Source organism: Hassallia byssoidea VB512170 (assembly GCF_000817785.2).
Taxonomy (GTDB): Bacteria; Cyanobacteriota; Cyanobacteriia; order Cyanobacteriales; family Nostocaceae; genus Hassallia; species Hassallia carrinoi.
Map to the genome: position 1 here is coordinate 1 of NZ_JTCM02000132.1, position 17,419 is coordinate 17,419.

The following is a 17,419-nucleotide window of genomic DNA, read 5'->3' on the forward strand; positions in this document are numbered from 1 at the left end:
GACTATTTTTGATGAAGCCTGTCCCCATTTGTCTAGGGAAGGACTCGCCCACAAGCTTGAAGCGATCGCATGATTCATACTTTGATTCAGCAACGCCCAAATTCGACTATTAGATGACCAACTAGTTTACAAACCACCTCAAGACAAAAATGGTAAAACTGCCATTGGTTGGCATAGCGATCGCGCTTATTGGTCTACTTGCAGTTCACACAACTTAATCACCGCTTGGATTCCCTTTCATGACTGCGATGAGTTGAATGGATCGTTGGTTGTGCTAGACAAAAGTCATAAATGGTCAGGTATCGAAAATACGCGATTTTTTAATAACTACAATTTAGAAGATATCGAACAGCAATTTTCTCAGCAAAAACGGGAAATTATCAAAGTTCCAATCGCATTAAAAAAAGGTCAAGTCAGCTTTCATCACTGTTGGACAATTCATGGAAGCTACCCTAACTACAGCAACTCGTTTCGCTTGGCAATGGCAGTACATCTACAAGATGAGGGGAATTGTTATCAACCTTTTTGGAATCATCAAGGAAAATAAATTCATATCATTGATGAACTATTATGTCAAAAATTGCCTAATGGTGAGCCAGATTTCAGCGATCCAGCGATATTTCCTGTTTTATGGTCAGAAGATAATCAAGTTTAAATATTTTAGGAATTACGCACAGACAAAGGCGATTTCTGCCGTTTACTATAGCGATCGCATAACTCAGACACCTCTTTTGTTGAACTTAGTAATAATTTGAAAATCAAATGATGGATAAGAGTTTGTGCGATCGCGTGGCAGCTAGCGTTTCTTACTTTTCCCTGACTCTTTCTTTTCTATACGTAGAAAAATTGGTTAATGATAATTTTTGTTGCGGATTAACCCTAGCGTCGGTTATTGTTCGACATTATCGAATAATTCCCGTTGCGTTTGTTTCTATGCTTGATTTCGCTTATTCTCCAGATGTTCGCGGTGTATCTCTGGAAAGTTTTCTAAATCCTCTATTGTTTGAGGAGCGGGAAACACCTTGCTGTCAGGGGATTTAAATCTTTCAAGGTAAATTGAAAGAGCCTCTGTATCGTCTCTGTGGTCAAGGATATATTGACGAAACTCGGCACGGGTCATTGATGAAAAATCAGGCTTACTCATACAAATATCCAATTCCCATTCGGGTAAATTACAATTTCTATTTCTTCTCCAGCCAGGACATACACATCTTGTGTACGCTCGTCTACAGTTCCTAAATTTACCGATACATACATTTTAGTCAGCCTGGAAGTCAGAATGAAATAGGTTTGTAATTGTTCTCTCGTTGGCATGTAGAAATCAAATAGATGCGACCACTCGATTATCATCCATCACTAATCAGTAGAACAATTTTACCTGTCACAGACCCACTTTCTAATAATTGATGAGCTTTTGCCGCTTTTTCTAGAGGAAAAGTTTGACTAACACAAATTTTTAACTTGCCCTCATCAATCCAAGTGGCACACTGTTCTAAAATTTCTGCGTGATGCTTTTGTGCTTCCATTATGCCTTGCAACATTGGTGTCAACATTAATTCAAAACCAACGCGGAGATTACGCTGTCGGGCAGTCTTCCAAACTGTATTGGCATCAGGTTCCAAAATCGTCACAATATCGCCATATACCCGCACTGCGGGAAAGGTTTTGTGAAAAGTTTCTCCACCCACAGTGTCAAAAGCTAAATCTACACCTTCACCATTTGTCCAATTTAAAGCAGCTTGCACAAAGTCGGTTTGTTTGTAAAAAATTACTTCGTCAGCACTCAGTTGTTTGACAAAATTAGCTTTTTCTTCAGAACTCACAGTTGTGCAGACATCAGCGCCTTTGAGTTTCGCTAGTTGAATTGCTACATGACCAACACCACCGGCACCCGCATGAATCAAAACTTTTTCCCCAGGTTGCAGTCGTCCTCGTTCATACAACGCTTCCCAAGCGGTAATTAACACCAAAGGTGCAGCAGCAGCTTCCATAAAGGTTGCCGAAGCAGGTTTACGAGCAACAAATCGCTCATCGATAAGGGTAAATTCCGCATAATTACCTTGATGTGCGCCCAACCCGCCATTGCAAAAATATACCTCATCGCCTACGCGAAAACGCTGAACGGCAGCACCGACGGCTTCAACCACACCAGCACCATCACATCCTAAAATGGCAGGCATATTATCTGGGTAAAAAGTGCCGCGTTTGCGAAGTTTTGTATCAATCGGGTTTACCCCAGCTGCTACCAAGCGTACCAGAAGTTCCGTTTCTCCTGGAGGGACAGCAGGTTTTGCTATAAACTGCATTTGCAGAACTTCGGGATTACCAGGTGCTGTCATTAAGACTGCTTTCACGACTTATTCCTCCAAACTAAAGCTACATGCACGCTTCTAAGGCAACTTTAGCGTAATAGGAACCAGAGCGATCGCCTTAATCCTATGATAAATGTACACTTATTTATATGTCTAAGTACTTGAGTATTACCGAAGCTAGAAGACAATTGCTAGATTTACCGGATCGGTTGAACGATGAGCCAGTAATAATTACCAAGCATGGCAAGCCAGTTATGGCAGCACTTAGCTTGGAAACACTTTCTATTGTTTGCGATCGCCTTTCCCTAATTCCTGAATATGAAAAAGCCGCGAAATATTGACTTTCGCGGCTTCGGTGTGGTGTGAGGAACTTAACTATCGATCATCATATAGGCAGTTACTAATACTTTGACGCTCGTAACAGTTTTGGTAACAGAATTTTTGGACTTACGCAAAAACTCTCCCAAACTCTTACTTTTTGGCATCCTTCTCCTATCAAAGACGCTGCTTGGCGCCGCGTGCCTCTAAAAGAGCGCAGCGTCTCCCTTTGGGAGAAGAGAAGGCGTCCTTGGTGGTTCGTTATTCCGTAAGTCCTAAATTTGTTGAGATTCGCTCAATTTACCTCTAATGGTGTACGAAGACATCTAATGGCGATCGCTAAATTATTGATATGGAACAAAACAACATCGCAAAACTGAATGTCGTCATTACTGGTGCAACAAGTGAACTAAGACGCGAAACCACACACCAATTAGTCGCACGCAAACATCAAGTTACAGGAATAATACAATATAAGAAAAGTACCAAAAATGAGCCGACAAAAGGTTTTGTTTAACTAAAAACTCTTTAGCTTTCTGCCAACACTCAGTTGGCGTCGGGGGGTATTTGGGTCAAATATTGCCTGAAGCGGACGTATTCGCTCTGGGGATTCTCGATAATTAACTTTCAATAAGAGAGCGATCGCACCCAAGATGCTGTGTGCATGGCATGAAAACCGTACCCACAGCACTATTTATATTTGCTAGCCTAGGGATAATGAAAATAATCCTGATGGTGGTGGCATAATTGCTGAATATCTATCGGGTAACAAAACTTTATTAAAAGTAATACAAGAGACAGAATTATGGCAGCTTCTGAATCTAAAGTCACCCGTTTCTATAATCAAGAAGATGTGCAGCAAATTCTTCATTTAGCGATCGCTCGTCAAGCAAACGACAAAGAAAAAGAATTTTCTTACGAGCAATTGTTAGAAATCGCTGCCGAATTAGAAATTCCTCCAGAATCTTTAAAATTAGCAGAGCGCGATTGGTTGGACAAACAAGGAGAAATGCAACAGCGCCAAGCTTTTAACATTTATCGCCAAAGAAGATTCAAGAAGCGTTTTGGCAACTATGCAATTGTCAATAGTGTTTTGATATTAGTCGATTTAGTTGGTGGTGGTGGTCTTTTTTGGTCGCTTTACATTTTGCTATTCTGGGGACTGGGAGTAGCGTTTGATGCTTGCAATACTTATCAAACTAACAGCGAAGAATACGAAATTGCTTTTCAAAAATGGCATCGCAAGCATCAACTTAAACAAACATTTAACACAGTTTGGAATAAGTTTTTTATCAAAGCGTAAATTTAGTTGGGGAATGGGGAATTGGGAATTGGTAATGGGTAATGGGTAATGGGTAATGGGGCATGGGGGAGGCAGTGCGGTGGACGGGTTCCCACAGCAGTAAGCATCTGCCGTCATGGGGCATGGGGGAGGCAGTGCGTTGCGGTGAGACCAGCGCTGCGTCCGGGTTTCCAAGAGTGCCGGCTCTGGCGAACCCGTTCGCGGAGCGTCTTTGAAGGAGAAGGGAGGTCACGAACGCTATCTGCACCTGCCGTCATGGGGCATAGTCCCTTTGTGAAATACGCGATCGCTTCTTTTTATTCACATTGCCCATTGCCCATTGCCCAATGACGGCAGGTGCTACAACGCGCTTAACCCGCGCAACGCACTGCCTCCCCAATGCCCAATTACCTATGCCCAATTACCAACTAGCCACAGCTTGAGCGATCGCCTCTTGAGCTTGAGCAAGAGACTGTTCGCGCACATCATCACCCGCACTCAGGTTTTCTACATGAATCAAGGAAATGTCCGTAATCCCTAAGAAGCCAAAAACCGCTTTTAAATAAGGTTCTTGATAATCGTATGGCGCAGCGGGACTTCCTTGCGTAAAACTACCACCACGAGCCGTAACAATCAGCATTTTTTTGCCGGAAACTAAGCCCTGAAAAGCACCTTGTTCGGTGACTGCGAAAGTACGACCAACGCGAACAATTTGGTCAATATAAGCTTTAAAAGTAGATGGTATATTAAAGTTGTACATCGGCACACCGAAAACATAGCGGTCAGCCGCGAGAAACTCATCTACCAATTCATCAGAAATTTTAATCGCTTGATTGAGTTCCGGTGAACGTGTTTGCGGTGGTGAAAAAGCCGCAGCAATCCACGATTCGTCTACATGGGGGACGGGATTGTGTCCTAAATCGCGGTAAGTGACTGTATCATCAGGATGAGCGGTTTTCCAAGATGTGATGAACTCATAAGAAAACTTGCGAGAAAAAGAGCGATCGCCACGAGGACTAGAATCTATATGCAGGATATGTGCCATTAATTAATTTCCTGAAAAATTTGAAGGCATTTTTGCCCTTTGCAAAGATGCTGCCGATCAATTTTGGTTTTCACCTTGATATACACGGCGAGCATCCGTATAGACTTTAAACCATGTAAAGCTAATATAAACAGTAGGCACTTAAAAGTAAGATACTTACCAAAAAGTAACTATGAAAGCTGAAGCAGAAAACTATAGCAGGCTGACTTGTGAAGTAGAAACTACGCTAAAGGTGATTGGTGGACGCTGGAAGGTGTTAATTATTAGAGAATTAATGCCTGGAGTTAAACGCTTCGGTGAATTGCAAAGAGCTTTGTCTGGAATTACTCAAAAAATGCTGACTCAGCAACTCAGAGAAATGGAGGAAGATGGTATTATTCATCGAGAAATTTACCCACAAATTCCTCCAAAGGTAGAATATTCACTCACACCTTTAGGAAAAAGTCTCCAACCGATTCTTTATGCAATGCATGAGTGGGCAGTACAGCATTATTTGGGTCAAAATGCAAGTCAAATTAAGAGCGAATCGCACTCCTAACTTTCGTACAGACGTTCGGTGTGGAACGTCTCTACCTTTATTAAATAATTTATTCATTAGTTTGTAAATATTCAATCGCTGCCTCTAATTTTGAAGAATAACCTTCAGCAAATCTTTCAAACCAAAGTCCTTCCGCTGAGAATGGATCTAATTTTTTCAGCCAATCTTTAGCTTGATTTTTCAAACCCTCCAATTGTTGTGCTTTGAGTTGTTCTTGTTTAATTCGCTCTTGTTCTAATTCTTGCTGTCTTCTTAACTCTTCAACTGCATCTTTTTCGACAAAATCAGCTTTAACTTCCGCCAAAAGGTTATCTATTAAAGATGTCGATTTTGGCGGTGGTTGGATGAATGTTTTTGTTTGTGGTGGTGGCTGTTGTGGTGTTGCTGGTTCAGTATATTCAGCTTTCAGTTCAGCCAACAGCTTATCAATGGAATCCATCTTTTAAATCCTGTAAAACGGATATTTAGTCATTAATAGCATTCAGTAGCACTTCTGATAAACTCATATCTTCCATATCTTCCATTGTGATTGTGTCACAAATGTCAAACTTGGCACCAGCGCTTTGGAGTTCATCATCCAAGACTTTGAGAAAGCGGGTAGCTTGAGCATCTGTACCAACTTGAATGAAAGAAATAGCTAATTCTTCATCGCGATCCATTTTTCGAGAAGCTTCGATGATTACTTTCATTACCGCTTTGCGGTCGTCCGGTTCACCATCAGTGATAACTAAAATTGTCTCACCATTCAACTTAGTTTGACCAGAAGATTTTCGCTGAAAGTAGTTATCTAGCGCATGTTTTAAAACACCAGCTAAATCAGTTGTGCCAGAGGGATCGTTTTCAGTGAAAATTTGAGTTACCTTGCTTGCGGTGACATTTTCGTAACGCTTAAATCTGCCAGAAAATACATAAAGTGTGATACCATCTGGATCGAATTGCTCGCATTTACTCGCTAAGGCGAAAGTAGATTCTTGTGCAGTTGCCCATCTGGTTTTGCTACCCTTTTGATCTGGGGTCGCCATACTGCCGCTTTTGTCGATAATTAAGGTGTAATCGCGATTATCTAACATTTGTAAATTCTCCTAAGTTAAGGGTAAATGGTCAACAGTCAATGGTCAATAGTCAAGGGTCAAGAGTCAAGAGTCAAGGGTCAATGGTCAAAATATCTTGGACTTTAAACTTTGGACTTTAGACTTTGGACTTTGGACTACTTAATCAGTAATTGCGTTCATTAATATATCTGCTAAACTCATATCTTCCATATCATCTAAGGTGATGGTGTCGCAAATATCGAATTTCGCACCGACACTTTGCAACTGGTCATCTAAAGCTTTCAAAAATTTAGTTGCTTGGGCATCTGAACCAACTTGAATCATAGATATTGCTAATTCTTCATCGCGTTCCATTTGCCTGGTAGCGTTGATGATGACTTCAAATACCGCTTTGCGATCGTCTGGTTCACCATCTGTAACAACTAAAATTGTTTCACCATTCAGCTTAGTTTTGCCGGCAGCTTTGCGTTGAAAGTAATTATCAAGTGCGTTTTGAAGTACACCTGCTAAATTAGTTGTGCCTGCGGGATCGTTTTCTAAAAATATCTGCGCGACTTTGGCAGATGTGACATCATCGTAACGTTTAAATCTGCCAGAAAATACATATACTGTAAGTCCATCGGGGTCAAACTGTTCGCATTTTCTTGCTAAAGCGAGAGTAGATTCTTGAGCTATTTCCCATCTACTTCTACCACCGGCTTGGTCTGGGGTGGACATACTACCGCTTTTGTCAAGGATTAATGTGTAATCGCGATCGCTCATCATATATTCCTTTAATTGTTACCTGTTGGTTCTAGTCTAGCTGTTGCGTAATTATCACGGCAGCTGTTAAGAATGCTTTGTAATAATCATTTAAGTAGTCTGACGTTGACCGTAATTTGATACCCAAGGGTCAATTTGGAACTCTGAGGCAAGAAAATCGATAAAGCAGCGCACCTTTGCTGGTATAAAGCGACCTCTTCTGTAAACAGCGTAAATTGGCAAAGGTGTTGGTTGATAGTCGTTGAGAACAACTTTGACAGCATCCGTATTAACCGCATCACCAAATAACCAAATCGGAGAAACCGCAATCCCAACACCAGATAAAACTGCTTCACGCACTGCTGTTGAATTATTTGCCTGAAAATTGCCGCTAACTTTGACTTTTATCGTTTGTTCTTTTCGTTGAAAGTGCCATTCATTGCCGGTTGCAAGTCGCGTGTAAACGATGCAATTATGATGAATCAGGTCTTGAGGTGAAAGCGGTTCACCTGAAGAATCAAAATAAGCTGTTGCCCCAATTGTGACGCGCCGAGTTATACCAATTTGCTGGTAAATTAGTGAAGTATCTTGCACGTTGCCAATTCTGATTGCGACATCTACAGCTTCTTCCACCAAGTCGATAAATTGGTCTGTCATCATCAAATCAAGCTTAATGTCTGGATAGCGTTCCAGAAATGCTTTCAACAATGGCATAATTACAAGTTGTCCAAAGGAAACCGGACAGTTGACTTTCAGTACACCAAAAGGCTTTTGCCTTTTTCCCACGCTTGCTTCTGCTTCTGCGATCGCTTCTAAAATTCGTTGACAATGCTCGTAAAAACGTTGTCCCTCTTCAGTCACACTCAGGGATCTAGTAGAACGCACAAGCAATTGCACGTCTAGATATTCTTCTAAAGCAGCAATCTGCTTGCTAATTGTCGGTTGCGTGGTGTTCATTTCCCTTGCGACAGCGGAGAAGCTATTAGTCTCCACCGTCCGCACAAAGCTTTTCATGCAGTCGATGCGATCCATTGTCGATTCATTCTGATTTGGAATAAATCATATTCTATTTTGCCGTCTTCTCAAACCCAAATGAATGAATCAAGATGTACATATACAAGCGGACAAGAAAACACAAACGCCGCTACACAAAGGATTATTATGAACATCAACACATCAGTTGCCCTTGTTACTGGAGCTAATCGCGGTATCGGTAAAGCATTTGTGGAAGCGTTACATCAAGCTGGTGCAAAACGCATATATGCAACCGCTCGCAATATTGATTCTCTTAAAGATATCGTCGCGATTGACCCAGAAAGAATTATTCCCATAGCGATCGATATCACCAATCCTGATTCTATTACAACTGCTGCCCAAAGTTTACAAGATGTCAATTTGTTAATTAACAATGCAGGTGTGTTGGGTACGGGGGGATTTTTCAATTCCACTTCTTTAGAAACCGCACATTGGGAAATGGAAACCAACTACTTCGGCACGCTGTATATGATTCGCGCCTTTGCACCAATTTTAAAACGCAATGGTGGCGGTGCGATCGCTAATTTACTTTCTATTTCTTCGGTTGTGAATGTGCCGGTGTTCGGTTCTTACAGTGCCTCGAAAGCTGCACTTTATTCTCTCACACAAGGAGCAAGAGCGGAACTTGCTCAACAAGGAACTTTGGTAGTGGGAATTTTCCCCGGACCTGTGGATACCGCAATGTCGGATGGTGTGCCTTTAGACAAGGTTCCTCCCAGCCAAATCGCTTTGGCTACATTGCAAGCTGTGGAGCAAGGTATTGAAGATGTCAATCCAGACCCGGTGTCACAAGAGGTATTTGCAGGTATTCGCCAAGATCCGAAAGCTGTGGAAAAACAGTTTGCGGGGATGTTGCCTCAGTAATTGTACTGTGAGTTTTATGGATGAGTATACCGTAAGAAGCGCTTTAGCGCTAAAGCGTTTAAAGCGCTGAAGCGCTTACTACATAAGGAGAATATCATGTTAAAAGTTGCACTTGATGCTTTTCGTGCTGAATTTATCGAAAAATTCCCAAAGGAAAAAGCTGCTATTATGCAATGCGCTACAGATGCGCTTGCTGTGGAATTTCAAACTAGACAATTGTTGCAAGTGGGAGATATCGCACCTGATTTTAGGATGCCTAATGCTGTGGGTAAAAAAATTCGTCTCAGCGAAAAGCTTAAGGAAGGTGCTGTAATTCTGACCTTTTATCGCGGTGGATGGTGTCCTTATTGTAATTTGGAATTGCGTGCATATCAAAAACTACTACCTCAGATAGATGAATTGGGTGCTTCATTAATTGCGGTTTCTCCGCAAACACCGGATGCATCGCTGAGTACTGCTGAAAAAAATGATTTGGAATTTGATGTTCTTAGCGATGTGGGGTCAAAAGTAGCAGAAGCTTATGGGATTGCTTTTACATTACCGGATGAGTTGAAGGCACTTTACACCGAATTAGGTCATCCACTACCGGATACTAATGGTACTGATGATTGGATGCTACCAATTCCAGCTACTTTTGTAATTGACCAAAATCAACGAGTTATTTTAGCACATGTTGATGTTGATTATCGCGATCGCTTGGAACCATCTCAAGTAATTTCTGTGTTGCAAAAATTACAAATTCCCGAAGCGGCTTAATTATGATATCATTTCCGCGCCCAGCGCCGATGACGCATCCTTAATTGTTACCATAAGTGTCATTGGCGCGACAGGCGAAGAGATAAAACCGCATTTTTCGTAAAATTGCTTTGCTTCCTCGTTTAGTGCGTGTACAAGAATCGCCCTGATTCCCGCAATTGTCGCTGCTTGCAATGTGCGAAGTACGGCATCACGCACTAATGCACGCCCAATTCCTTGAGATTGCCAGTTAGAATCTACAGCAAGCCGCCCAATTACCATCACAGGAATGGGATCTGGCATATTGCGTCGGACTCGGCTTGGCGCACTGGTGTTGACTGCACTACCGTTAGCTAGACAATAGTAGGCAATAACTTTTTGCTCGACAGTTACAACATACGTTCGCGAAGCACCGCTATCTTCATTTTTGAGCGCACGTTTTCTTAACCAATCATCTAATTCAAGATTACCTGAATCAAAATCTTTCAGATCGTGCCCTGGTTTTATGGGTTGAGGAGACTGCATCTACCACTCTCAATCCCACGGTGCTTTAGTGAAAAGCAATTTCCGCAGATTCTCATTTGCAGATGGTGGTGCATCAAGAAGATCCGTAAATTGTTTGAATTTCTCATCGTCCAGCATAAACAGCCGACGATCTAGCAAAATCGCTTCTGCTTCTCGACAAGCTGTTTCTAGCATAAAATCAGAGCGGTTCTTACCAACAGCTTCTGCTGCACGATCTATTAAATCACGTTGCGCTTGGTGTACCCGGATGTTGATGGTTACATCACGGTTTCGATTCACCGATTCACCTGATTGCTTTTGCATCAATTTCCGCTTGTGTCCATACAATGAATATACAAATATTGTATATACAACGGTCAACACAGATGCCGGCGATCGCTATTAATTTTGATAATATTGCTTGCAGCGGTTTGTTTTGGCTTCAAAACCGCTGCAAAAAAGCTTTCTAATTCATCCCTAACACACTACCAAGCGATCGCGCCATATTTTTTGGTTGCATTGCGTCCAATGCTGCGGTAGGTTCATAACCGCAGTGAACCATGCAATCTGCACATTTAGGATTGCCACTATTATGACCGTATTCACTCCAATCTGTTTTTTCTAGCAATTCTTTAAAGGTGCTGTAATAACCTTCATTTAGCAGATAACAAGGTTTTTGCCAACCGAGGACGCTGTAACTTGGACTACCCCAAGGTGTACATTCATAATCTTTTTCCCCCGTGAGAAAATCGAGAAAAAGCGGGTTGTGATTGAAATCCCATTTTTTCTCACCTGCTTTGAAGGGTGCGAGAATTTCGCGGAAAAGAGCGCGTGTTTGTTCGCGTCCTAAAAAATGCTCTTGATCTGGCGCCCAATCGTAGCTGTAACCTGGAGAAATTGTCATTCCGTCAATATTCAACGTCCCCAGAAAGTCAAAAAACTCTTGCGTTTGTTTGGGATCGACACCTTCAAAGATAGTCGTGTTAGTCGCAACCCGAAATCCTTTGGCTTTCGCAGCTTTGATCGCTTTGACAGCAGTATCAAAAACACCTTTGCGATCGACACAGCGATCGTGCCATTCTCGCAACCCATCTAAATGTACAGTGAAAGTTAAATAAGGAGAAGGTTGAAATTTATCCAGGCTTTTTTCTAACAACAAGCCATTGGTACATAGATAAATATACTTTTTGCGCTCAACTAATCCCTTGACAATTTCAGCAATTTGCGGATGTAGCAGCGGTTCTCCCCCAGGAATCGAGACAACCGGCGCCCCGCATTCTTCCACTGCTTTGAAACATTGTTCGGGGGTGAGGTTTTGCTTGAGTATGTCTGTGGGATGTTGGATTTTACCGCAACCTGTACAAGCTAAATTGCAACGGAATAACGGTTCTAACATTAAGACTAAAGGGAAGCGTTTGCGTCCTAAGAGACGCTGGGTTACGAGATACTTCCCGATATCCATTGCTTGTTGTAAGTTAATTGTCATTTCTCGTATCACTCCTCGGATAAAAATATGACCGTAGTAAGCACTTTAGTGCTTGAAAGGCTTGAAAGCGCTGAAGCGCTTACTACAAACTTCTATAAATTCACGTATCCCTGAGAGACAAACCAGTTTACAGCATCTTTGAGTGCGGTATTCAAAGATGATTGAGGTAAATTTAATTCTCGTACTGCTTTTGATGCATTGTAGTACATACGTTGCTTTGCCATGCGGACACCATCTAAGGGAACGGAAGGCTGTTTACCTAAAGGTGCGAGAATTTTTTCATCAACCCAGGCGACACTTAAAGGTAGCCAAGCTGGTACAGTGCGTTGAGGTGCGCTTAAACCTGTAATTAATTCTAGTTTGTCAAGTAGTTCTTTTAAGGTGAGGTTTTGATGTCCTAAAATATAGCGATCGCCTGATTTTCCTTTTTGCAATGCGAGTAAATGTCCCCTAACTACATCACGCACATCAATAAAATTTAAACCTGTATCTAAATATGCCGGCATTTGACGCCGTAAAAACCGCAGGATAATATCTCCTGTTGGCGTTGGTTTGATATCCAATGGTCCAATCGGACTGCTAGGATTAACTATAACCACCTCCTGACCTCTACTAGCTGCAACGATCGCTTCTTGTTCAGCTAAAAACTTAGACTTCTTATAGTCTCCAACAAGTTCCTCTACAGGACTTTGATAAGTTTCATCAACGACTTTATCAAATTTTCCTGCACCGATCGCTGCCACGGAACTAGTATAAACAGTACGTTCAATACCTGCTTTTTTTGCTGCGGCTAAAACATTGCGCGTCCCTAATACATTATTGCGATATAATGCATCTCTATCTTTTTGCCAAAGTGAATAATGAGCAGCGACATGAAAAAGATACTGACAACCTTGCATTTGCTGCCATAAATTAAAGTCGTTTAAATCACCTTTGATTATTTCTACATCCAGTCCTTGAAGATTCCCCAAATTGCTGTGAGGACGCACCAACGCTTTAACAGAGTATCCCTCTTGTAGCAGCAACCGCACCAAATTGGCGCCGACAAAACCCGTCCCACCTGTAACAAAAACGTTCATTTCTTTCTCCCCCTCTCCCCCTGTCCCTCTCCCCCCCTCCTCTGGAAGCGGGGAAACAAATCATCCATCAGAGTGTAAAGCACCGGCACAACAATCAAACTTAATACAGTTGAACTAATTAACCCCCCAGCGATCGCAACAGCCATCGGTGTACGCAATTCTGAACCTGCACCCAATCCTAAAGCGATCGGTAGCATCCCTAAAATCGTCGCCGCAGTGGTCATCATAATTGGTCGCAGGCGCACGGGTCCTGCTTTGAGGATTGCGGCTGTGCGGTTTAAGCCGGTGTCGCGCAATTGGTTAATATAATCTACAATCAAAATGGCATTTTTATTGCTGATTCCCAGCAAAAAGACAAAGCCGATTAGCGAAATCATTCCAAAATCGCTTTTAGTTATCAGTAACGCCAATAAAGCACCGACAATTGCTAAAGGCAAAGAAACTCCAATTACCAACGGATCTACCCAGCTTCTAAACAGCCAAATCAATACCGCGATAATGCACAAAGCAGACATTGCCAAAGTAGTACCGAAACTGCTAATAACTGTGTTAACGCTGGCAGAATCTCCTCCCAAATCTAAAGTAACACCTGGAGGAATCACCGATTTAGCGATCGCTACTAATTTATCAGTTGCATCACCCAAAGATAATTCTTTACCCAGATTCGCACTGATATAAGTTACCCGCTGATTATTCAAACGCTCAATTTGAAAGATTGTATCCTGGGGATTTGTTTCACCTGTTACCGTCACATCTGCAAATCCCGGTATTTTCACTAGTTTATCTTTAATCGCTTTTGCGGCTGTATTCAAAGCTTTCAAATCATTGCCTTGTAATGCGACTTGTAGCGGTTTTTGTCCACCGCTATCGACAAATGGAATATCTTCCACGCTGGTAGTCACGCCGGCAAGATTTGGCAAAGAAGTACGAAACTGCTCTTGCAATTCTAAAGTGGCGATCGCACGCTTATCTTTTAGTTTAATATAAAGTGTACCTTTATTCGGCTCACCTTCGCGGGAACCGACGGTAGTAAATACTGTTTCCACTGCTGGGGATTTTCTGACTACTTCTTCTAGTTTCTTGGCAACTTCGAGAGAATCATTTAAAGGGTTGAAACTGGGGAGTGGGGAGTAGGGAGTAGGGAGTGGAGATTGTTCTTCACCTAACAAGCTTCCTAACAGTTCGTTTCCTTGCTTCTCTAATTCCGATACATTCGGCAAAGGAGCGGTATAAACAATATTAAACTCACCGCGATCTAGTTTGGGAATAAATCCTTTGGGAATCAGGGGAATCAACGCAATTCCTGCAATCAAGCTGAGTGCAGCTAAACCCATAACAATCCGGCGATGGTTTAAAGACCAGCCAAGTAAATCGCGGTACAATCGGTTAAAACTTGCGCCGATGTTGCTAGTTTGCCGAGGAGGACGTGAAGATGTCGGTTTTAGCCAGTAAAGAGCCAAAACTGGGGATAAAGTACGCGCTACCAGCAAAGAAGTCAGCATTGCTGCGGAAACAGTGATACCAAAAGGTTTGAAAAATTGACCGATCGCTCCACCCATCAAACCTATTGGCAGAAAAACTGCTACTGCTGTAAAGGTGGCTGCGGTGACAGTCAAACCAATTTCATTTGTCGCTAAAAGTGCTGCTCGACGAGGACTTTCACCATCTTGGATGTGTCGCATGATGTTTTCTACATCAACGATCGCATCATCAACTATACTACCAATTACCAAAGCTAAAGCTAACAGCGTAATCGTCTCTAAATTAAAGCCAAACAAAGCCATAACAATAAACGTTCCCAACATCGAGACGGGAATCGCTAATGCCGATATGAAGGTAGCTTGCCAGTTCCATAAAAAGGGAAATATCACAACTACCGATAGAGCGATCGCTTCAATTAACGCATCTATTGTTGATTGGGTAGCATTGCGGATATACTCTGCTTGGGTGGCTGCTAAGGTAAGTTTGATATCTTTCAGGTTAGATTGCAGTTTTTTGACTTCTTTTTCTACAAGACTTACAACTTCTAAAGTGTTGGCATCACCGCGTTTGATGACTTGAAATGCTAAAGCGTCTTTACCGTTGAACCTAACTAATGTCGCTCCCCCTGTCGGTATTGATGCTTCTGGAGTAACATCAACAGGGGCACCTAATAAAGAGACTTTTAGGACTCCTGGGAGATTAGCGATCGCCGGCACAATCTGCTCTTTAGTCTGTTTACTTAAATCTGTTAAATTGCGATCGTCACTTTCAACAGCATAACTAATCGCTGCCGACTCATTCAAATTTAAAGGAATAACTTTATAACTTGCTCCCTCAGTCAGACTTACTTGCTTCAGTCTCGTTTCGACTTCCTTCGTCGATTTTTCCAAATTCGTACCGACAGCAAAAGCCAAACTCACCACACTTTGACCGGGATACGACGAAGAGCGAATATCATCAAGTCCGGGAAGTTCACGCAAACGCATTTCCACAGGTACAGTTAGCTTTGCTTCCGTATCCAAAGCCGTTGTTAGCGGTGCAGAGGCATTCACCACAACCACCGGAAAAGTAACATCAGGAAACAAAGCATATTTGAGAGAACTGAAAGCCAATAATCCAGCTACCGTCACCGCAATCCAAAACGAGAGCGTCACCCACGAAAATTGAATCGCTAACTTAGAAATATTAAAGCGCTCTCGTGCGGATTTTGAGTTATGAGGTATCATCTTGCAAAATCATCGTGCGGACGAATTATTAGTCATGGTACATTAATCATCCTCAGTTTGCGAGTTCTTTCTTACCGTAGTAAGCACTTCAGTGCTTTCTTACACCGTGTTTTTGGGAACACTACTAGAAAGCTTTTAAGTTATTTGAGCGCTTCAGCGCTCACTACGGTTTATGTACGAAGAGTGCTTTCTTACACCAGTTTTTTGGGAACACTACTAGAAAGCACCATTATTCATTTGAGCGCTTCAGCGCTCACTACGGTTCATGTACGAATATCGCAAACTAACACCAGAAGAAAAAGCACAATTAGTTAAACAACGCTTAAGTCGTGGGTATCCACCTCATTCACCACCACATACAGTGCGAGATCGACCATTTTATCTGTTAACAGCAGCTTGCTATGAACATAAGTGTCATCTCAACTCAGAATCTCGGCGCCAGCTACTGCTAGATATGCTATTTGAGAAATTTATTGCTAATGATGTGGAAATTCTTGCTTGGGTTATTTTGCCTAATCATTATCATCTTTTAGTACATATTGTAAATTTTGATGTTTTGGGTAATTTATTTCGCTCAATTCATGGTGTGACTTCTCGTCAATGGAATCTTGAGGAAAATCTACGTCAACGAAAAGTTTGGTATCGATATAGCGATCGCGCTATTCGCTCCCAAACGCACTATTATAATAGTCTCAACTATATTCACTACAACTGTGTTAAACATGGTTGGGTACAATCTCCTTACGATTGGGTTCATAGTAGTGTTCATTGGTATTTTCAAGAATATGGACGACAATGGCTGCGCGATTGTTGGGTTCAATATTCGGTGCAAGATTATGGTAATGGTTGGGATGAGTATGAGTAGTATTTGAGCGCTGAAGCGCTCACTACGAAAATTTATGTTTGAATCAACAATGCCGATAATTGTGGTTCCTCAGGGAGCGGAGTATAAGGCTGTGTGTCGTGGTTTAACCTCGAAACAAAGTGTAATACCGATTCCTGTGGGTAGTCAGGCTGTAAGCAGGTATTTGGAAGCTTGTCAAGATAAATTGTGGAATCCCCAAGCAAAAGTTCTGGTGATGGGTTTATGTGGCAGCTTGCGCGATCGCTTTCAAGTCGGCGATATTGTGTTGTATTCTGAATGTGTATATCAAACGAAGGTGCAACAGTGCGATCGCTCTTTCACTGCACAACTTTACGCACATCTTCAAGATAAGGTTTGTTTGGTGAAGGGGTTAACAAGCGATCGTGTAGTTTGTTCTGCTAAAGAAAAACTGCATTTGAGCGAAATATCCAAAGCTGATGTTGTTGACATGGAAGGCTTTGCAACTTTAGAGTTTTTTCAGCAAGCAGGTGTAGAAGTAGCAATGGTGCGAGTAGTCAGCGATGACTCTAGGCACGATATACCTGATTTAACATCAGCAATCAATTCTGATGGTTCGCTTCAACCTTTGCCTTTAGCTATAAGCATGATTCGTCAACCTATTGCCGCTACTCGCTTAATTAAAGGTTCCCTGCGAGGTTTAAAAGTATTGGAAGAAGTTACAGCATTTCTCTTTGCCAAACAAAATGTATAAATAAATATCCGCGTGTATCCGCTACAGGGTGCGGTTAAAAATCAAAAATGAGTCTTTGAACTTGATTAATGAGTCTTTGAACTTGATTAATGAGTCTTTGAACTTGATTAATGAGTCTTTGAACTTGATTAATGAGTCTTTGA

The 17,419-nt window shown here is 41.9% G+C and carries 22 protein-coding genes; 9 read left to right on the forward strand and 13 right to left on the reverse strand.

Going from position 1 to position 17,419, the window contains the following annotated elements:
- Positions 1 to 100 precede the first annotated feature (100 nt).
- On the forward strand, positions 101 to 547 hold the full coding sequence (locus PI95_RS36380) for a phytanoyl-CoA dioxygenase family protein (RefSeq protein WP_336507642.1): 447 nt from the start codon (positions 101 to 103) through the stop codon (positions 545 to 547).
- A gap of 384 nt (positions 548 to 931) precedes the next feature.
- Here PI95_RS36380 and PI95_RS30820 read toward each other — a convergent pair whose 3' ends face one another.
- From PI95_RS30820 to PI95_RS30825, 3 genes are read right to left on the reverse strand one after another with little or no spacing between them, the layout of a single operon-like run.
- Positions 932 to 1,144 carry a DUF6887 family protein gene (locus PI95_RS30820; RefSeq protein ID WP_039747341.1) on the reverse strand — a complete coding sequence of 71 codons (213 nt, stop codon included), beginning with the start codon at positions 1,142 to 1,144 and terminating at the stop codon, positions 932 to 934.
- Positions 1,141 to 1,314, reverse strand: a complete 174-nt coding sequence (locus PI95_RS35405; protein ID WP_201280680.1) for a DUF6888 family protein — start codon at positions 1,312 to 1,314, stop codon at positions 1,141 to 1,143. The genes PI95_RS30820 and PI95_RS35405 overlap by 4 nt, the downstream gene beginning before the upstream one ends.
- Positions 1,315 to 1,346: 32 nt before the next feature.
- Complete coding sequence (locus PI95_RS30825; RefSeq protein WP_039747343.1) at positions 1,347 to 2,354, reverse strand: zinc-binding dehydrogenase; 1,008 nt, start codon at positions 2,352 to 2,354, stop codon at positions 1,347 to 1,349.
- Between the two features lie 107 nt (positions 2,355 to 2,461).
- Between PI95_RS30825 and PI95_RS30830 the strand changes: the two genes are divergently transcribed.
- From PI95_RS30830 to PI95_RS30840, 3 genes are all read left to right on the forward strand, one after another.
- Complete coding sequence (locus tag PI95_RS30830) at positions 2,462 to 2,653, forward strand: type II toxin-antitoxin system Phd/YefM family antitoxin (RefSeq protein WP_063842378.1); 192 nt, start codon at positions 2,462 to 2,464, stop codon at positions 2,651 to 2,653.
- A gap of 782 nt (positions 2,654 to 3,435) precedes the next feature.
- Positions 3,436 to 3,933 carry a 2TM domain-containing protein gene (locus tag PI95_RS30835; protein ID WP_039747344.1) on the forward strand — a complete coding sequence of 166 codons (498 nt, stop codon included), beginning with the start codon at positions 3,436 to 3,438 and terminating at the stop codon, positions 3,931 to 3,933.
- A 48-nt stretch (positions 3,934 to 3,981) separates the two neighbouring features.
- Complete coding sequence (locus tag PI95_RS30840) at positions 3,982 to 4,263, forward strand: hypothetical protein (RefSeq protein WP_163519342.1); 282 nt, start codon at positions 3,982 to 3,984, stop codon at positions 4,261 to 4,263.
- Between the two features lie 70 nt (positions 4,264 to 4,333).
- Here the strand turns inward: PI95_RS30840 and PI95_RS30845 are convergent, their stop codons facing one another.
- Positions 4,334 to 4,957 (reverse strand): FMN-dependent NADH-azoreductase, encoded by a 624-nt coding sequence (locus PI95_RS30845; protein ID WP_039747345.1) that lies wholly within the window; start codon positions 4,955 to 4,957, stop codon positions 4,334 to 4,336.
- 172 nt (positions 4,958 to 5,129) lie between these two features.
- Between PI95_RS30845 and PI95_RS30850 the strand changes: the two genes are divergently transcribed.
- Positions 5,130 to 5,495: a winged helix-turn-helix transcriptional regulator gene (locus PI95_RS30850; protein ID WP_039747346.1), complete on the forward strand. Its 366-nt coding sequence runs from the start codon at positions 5,130 to 5,132 to the stop codon at positions 5,493 to 5,495.
- Positions 5,496 to 5,544: 49 nt separating this feature from the next.
- Here PI95_RS30850 and PI95_RS30855 read toward each other — a convergent pair whose 3' ends face one another.
- The 4 genes from PI95_RS30855 to PI95_RS30870 form a co-directional block, all read right to left on the reverse strand.
- Positions 5,545 to 5,934 carry a salt stress protein, Slr1339 family gene (locus PI95_RS30855; RefSeq protein ID WP_039747347.1) on the reverse strand — a complete coding sequence of 130 codons (390 nt, stop codon included), beginning with the start codon at positions 5,932 to 5,934 and terminating at the stop codon, positions 5,545 to 5,547.
- 25 nt (positions 5,935 to 5,959) lie between these two features.
- Positions 5,960 to 6,565, reverse strand: coding sequence for a vWA domain-containing protein (locus PI95_RS30860; protein ID WP_039747348.1), 606 nt, complete (start codon positions 6,563 to 6,565; stop codon positions 5,960 to 5,962).
- A 141-nt stretch (positions 6,566 to 6,706) separates the two neighbouring features.
- The gene (locus PI95_RS30865) at positions 6,707 to 7,312 is read right to left on the reverse strand and encodes a vWA domain-containing protein (RefSeq protein WP_039747349.1); all 606 of its coding nucleotides are present in this window, start codon (positions 7,310 to 7,312) and stop codon (positions 6,707 to 6,709) included.
- A gap of 87 nt (positions 7,313 to 7,399) precedes the next feature.
- On the reverse strand, positions 7,400 to 8,320 hold the full coding sequence (locus PI95_RS30870) for a LysR family transcriptional regulator (protein WP_039747350.1): 921 nt from the start codon (positions 8,318 to 8,320) through the stop codon (positions 7,400 to 7,402).
- A gap of 129 nt (positions 8,321 to 8,449) precedes the next feature.
- Here PI95_RS30870 and PI95_RS30875 point away from each other — a divergent pair, with 129 nt between their 5' ends.
- Positions 8,450 to 9,187 (forward strand): SDR family oxidoreductase, encoded by a 738-nt coding sequence (locus tag PI95_RS30875; RefSeq protein WP_039747599.1) that lies wholly within the window; start codon positions 8,450 to 8,452, stop codon positions 9,185 to 9,187.
- 96 nt (positions 9,188 to 9,283) lie between these two features.
- The gene (locus tag PI95_RS30880) at positions 9,284 to 9,943 is read left to right on the forward strand and encodes a peroxiredoxin-like family protein (protein WP_039747351.1); all 660 of its coding nucleotides are present in this window, start codon (positions 9,284 to 9,286) and stop codon (positions 9,941 to 9,943) included.
- On the opposite strand, the gene PI95_RS30885 is transcribed toward PI95_RS30880, so the two are convergent.
- The 5 genes from PI95_RS30885 to PI95_RS30905 all read right to left on the reverse strand — a co-directional run bounded on the left by PI95_RS30885 (position 9,944) and on the right by PI95_RS30905 (position 15,699).
- Positions 9,944 to 10,447, reverse strand: coding sequence for a GNAT family N-acetyltransferase (locus tag PI95_RS30885; RefSeq protein WP_039747352.1), 504 nt, complete (start codon positions 10,445 to 10,447; stop codon positions 9,944 to 9,946).
- Positions 10,448 to 10,456: 9 nt separating this feature from the next.
- Positions 10,457 to 10,750, reverse strand: coding sequence for a type II toxin-antitoxin system TacA family antitoxin (locus PI95_RS30890; RefSeq protein WP_039747600.1), 294 nt, complete (start codon positions 10,748 to 10,750; stop codon positions 10,457 to 10,459).
- Positions 10,751 to 10,892: 142 nt separating this feature from the next.
- Positions 10,893 to 11,912: an adenosyl-hopene transferase HpnH gene (gene hpnH / locus PI95_RS30895; protein ID WP_039747354.1), complete on the reverse strand. Its 1,020-nt coding sequence runs from the start codon at positions 11,910 to 11,912 to the stop codon at positions 10,893 to 10,895.
- A gap of 92 nt (positions 11,913 to 12,004) precedes the next feature.
- The gene (gene hpnA / locus PI95_RS30900; RefSeq protein WP_039747355.1) at positions 12,005 to 12,991 is read right to left on the reverse strand and encodes a hopanoid-associated sugar epimerase; all 987 of its coding nucleotides are present in this window, start codon (positions 12,989 to 12,991) and stop codon (positions 12,005 to 12,007) included.
- Positions 12,988 to 15,699, reverse strand: a complete 2,712-nt coding sequence (locus tag PI95_RS30905) for an efflux RND transporter permease subunit (protein ID WP_052325191.1) — start codon at positions 15,697 to 15,699, stop codon at positions 12,988 to 12,990. The genes hpnA and PI95_RS30905 overlap by 4 nt, the downstream gene beginning before the upstream one ends.
- Before the next feature lie 265 nt (positions 15,700 to 15,964).
- Here PI95_RS30905 and PI95_RS30910 point away from each other — a divergent pair, with 265 nt between their 5' ends.
- Together PI95_RS30910 and PI95_RS30915 are read left to right on the forward strand one after the other, a co-directional pair.
- On the forward strand, positions 15,965 to 16,564 hold the full coding sequence (locus tag PI95_RS30910) for an REP-associated tyrosine transposase (protein WP_039747356.1): 600 nt from the start codon (positions 15,965 to 15,967) through the stop codon (positions 16,562 to 16,564).
- Between the two features lie 34 nt (positions 16,565 to 16,598).
- On the forward strand, positions 16,599 to 17,276 hold the full coding sequence (locus PI95_RS30915) for a 5'-methylthioadenosine/S-adenosylhomocysteine nucleosidase family protein (protein WP_039747357.1): 678 nt from the start codon (positions 16,599 to 16,601) through the stop codon (positions 17,274 to 17,276).
- The last annotated feature ends 143 nt before the right edge of the window (positions 17,277 to 17,419 follow it).

What these genes read in the sequence shown, in the direction of transcription:
- PI95_RS30840 (WP_163519342.1), top strand. Translation starts at nt 3,982, where the DNA reads ATGGGTAATGGGGCATGGGGGAGGCAGTGCGGTGGACGGGTTCCCACA.
- PI95_RS30830 (WP_063842378.1), top strand. Translation starts at nt 2,462, where the DNA reads ATGTCTAAGTACTTGAGTATTACCGAAGCTAGAAGACAATTGCTAGAT.
- PI95_RS30850 (WP_039747346.1), top strand. Translation starts at nt 5,130, where the DNA reads ATGAAAGCTGAAGCAGAAAACTATAGCAGGCTGACTTGTGAAGTAGAA.
- PI95_RS30835 (WP_039747344.1), top strand. Translation starts at nt 3,436, where the DNA reads ATGGCAGCTTCTGAATCTAAAGTCACCCGTTTCTATAATCAAGAAGAT.
- PI95_RS30820 (WP_039747341.1), bottom strand. Translation starts at nt 1,144, where the DNA reads ATGAGTAAGCCTGATTTTTCATCAATGACCCGTGCCGAGTTTCGTCAA.
- PI95_RS30890 (WP_039747600.1), bottom strand. Translation starts at nt 10,750, where the DNA reads ATGCAAAAGCAATCAGGTGAATCGGTGAATCGAAACCGTGATGTAACC.
- PI95_RS30915 (WP_039747357.1), top strand. Translation starts at nt 16,599, where the DNA reads ATGTTTGAATCAACAATGCCGATAATTGTGGTTCCTCAGGGAGCGGAG.
- PI95_RS35405 (WP_201280680.1), bottom strand. Translation starts at nt 1,314, where the DNA reads ATGCCAACGAGAGAACAATTACAAACCTATTTCATTCTGACTTCCAGG.
- PI95_RS30870 (WP_039747350.1), bottom strand. Translation starts at nt 8,320, where the DNA reads ATGGATCGCATCGACTGCATGAAAAGCTTTGTGCGGACGGTGGAGACT.
- PI95_RS30845 (WP_039747345.1), bottom strand. Translation starts at nt 4,957, where the DNA reads ATGGCACATATCCTGCATATAGATTCTAGTCCTCGTGGCGATCGCTCT.
- PI95_RS30880 (WP_039747351.1), top strand. Translation starts at nt 9,284, where the DNA reads ATGTTAAAAGTTGCACTTGATGCTTTTCGTGCTGAATTTATCGAAAAA.
- PI95_RS30860 (WP_039747348.1), bottom strand. Translation starts at nt 6,565, where the DNA reads ATGTTAGATAATCGCGATTACACCTTAATTATCGACAAAAGCGGCAGT.
- PI95_RS30865 (WP_039747349.1), bottom strand. Translation starts at nt 7,312, where the DNA reads ATGATGAGCGATCGCGATTACACATTAATCCTTGACAAAAGCGGTAGT.
- PI95_RS30855 (WP_039747347.1), bottom strand. Translation starts at nt 5,934, where the DNA reads ATGGATTCCATTGATAAGCTGTTGGCTGAACTGAAAGCTGAATATACT.
- hpnA (WP_039747355.1), bottom strand. Translation starts at nt 12,991, where the DNA reads ATGAACGTTTTTGTTACAGGTGGGACGGGTTTTGTCGGCGCCAATTTG.
- PI95_RS30910 (WP_039747356.1), top strand. Translation starts at nt 15,965, where the DNA reads ATGTACGAATATCGCAAACTAACACCAGAAGAAAAAGCACAATTAGTT.
- PI95_RS30875 (WP_039747599.1), top strand. Translation starts at nt 8,450, where the DNA reads ATGAACATCAACACATCAGTTGCCCTTGTTACTGGAGCTAATCGCGGT.
- PI95_RS30885 (WP_039747352.1), bottom strand. Translation starts at nt 10,447, where the DNA reads ATGCAGTCTCCTCAACCCATAAAACCAGGGCACGATCTGAAAGATTTT.
- hpnH (WP_039747354.1), bottom strand. Translation starts at nt 11,912, where the DNA reads ATGACAATTAACTTACAACAAGCAATGGATATCGGGAAGTATCTCGTA.
- PI95_RS30905 (WP_052325191.1), bottom strand. Translation starts at nt 15,699, where the DNA reads ATGATACCTCATAACTCAAAATCCGCACGAGAGCGCTTTAATATTTCT.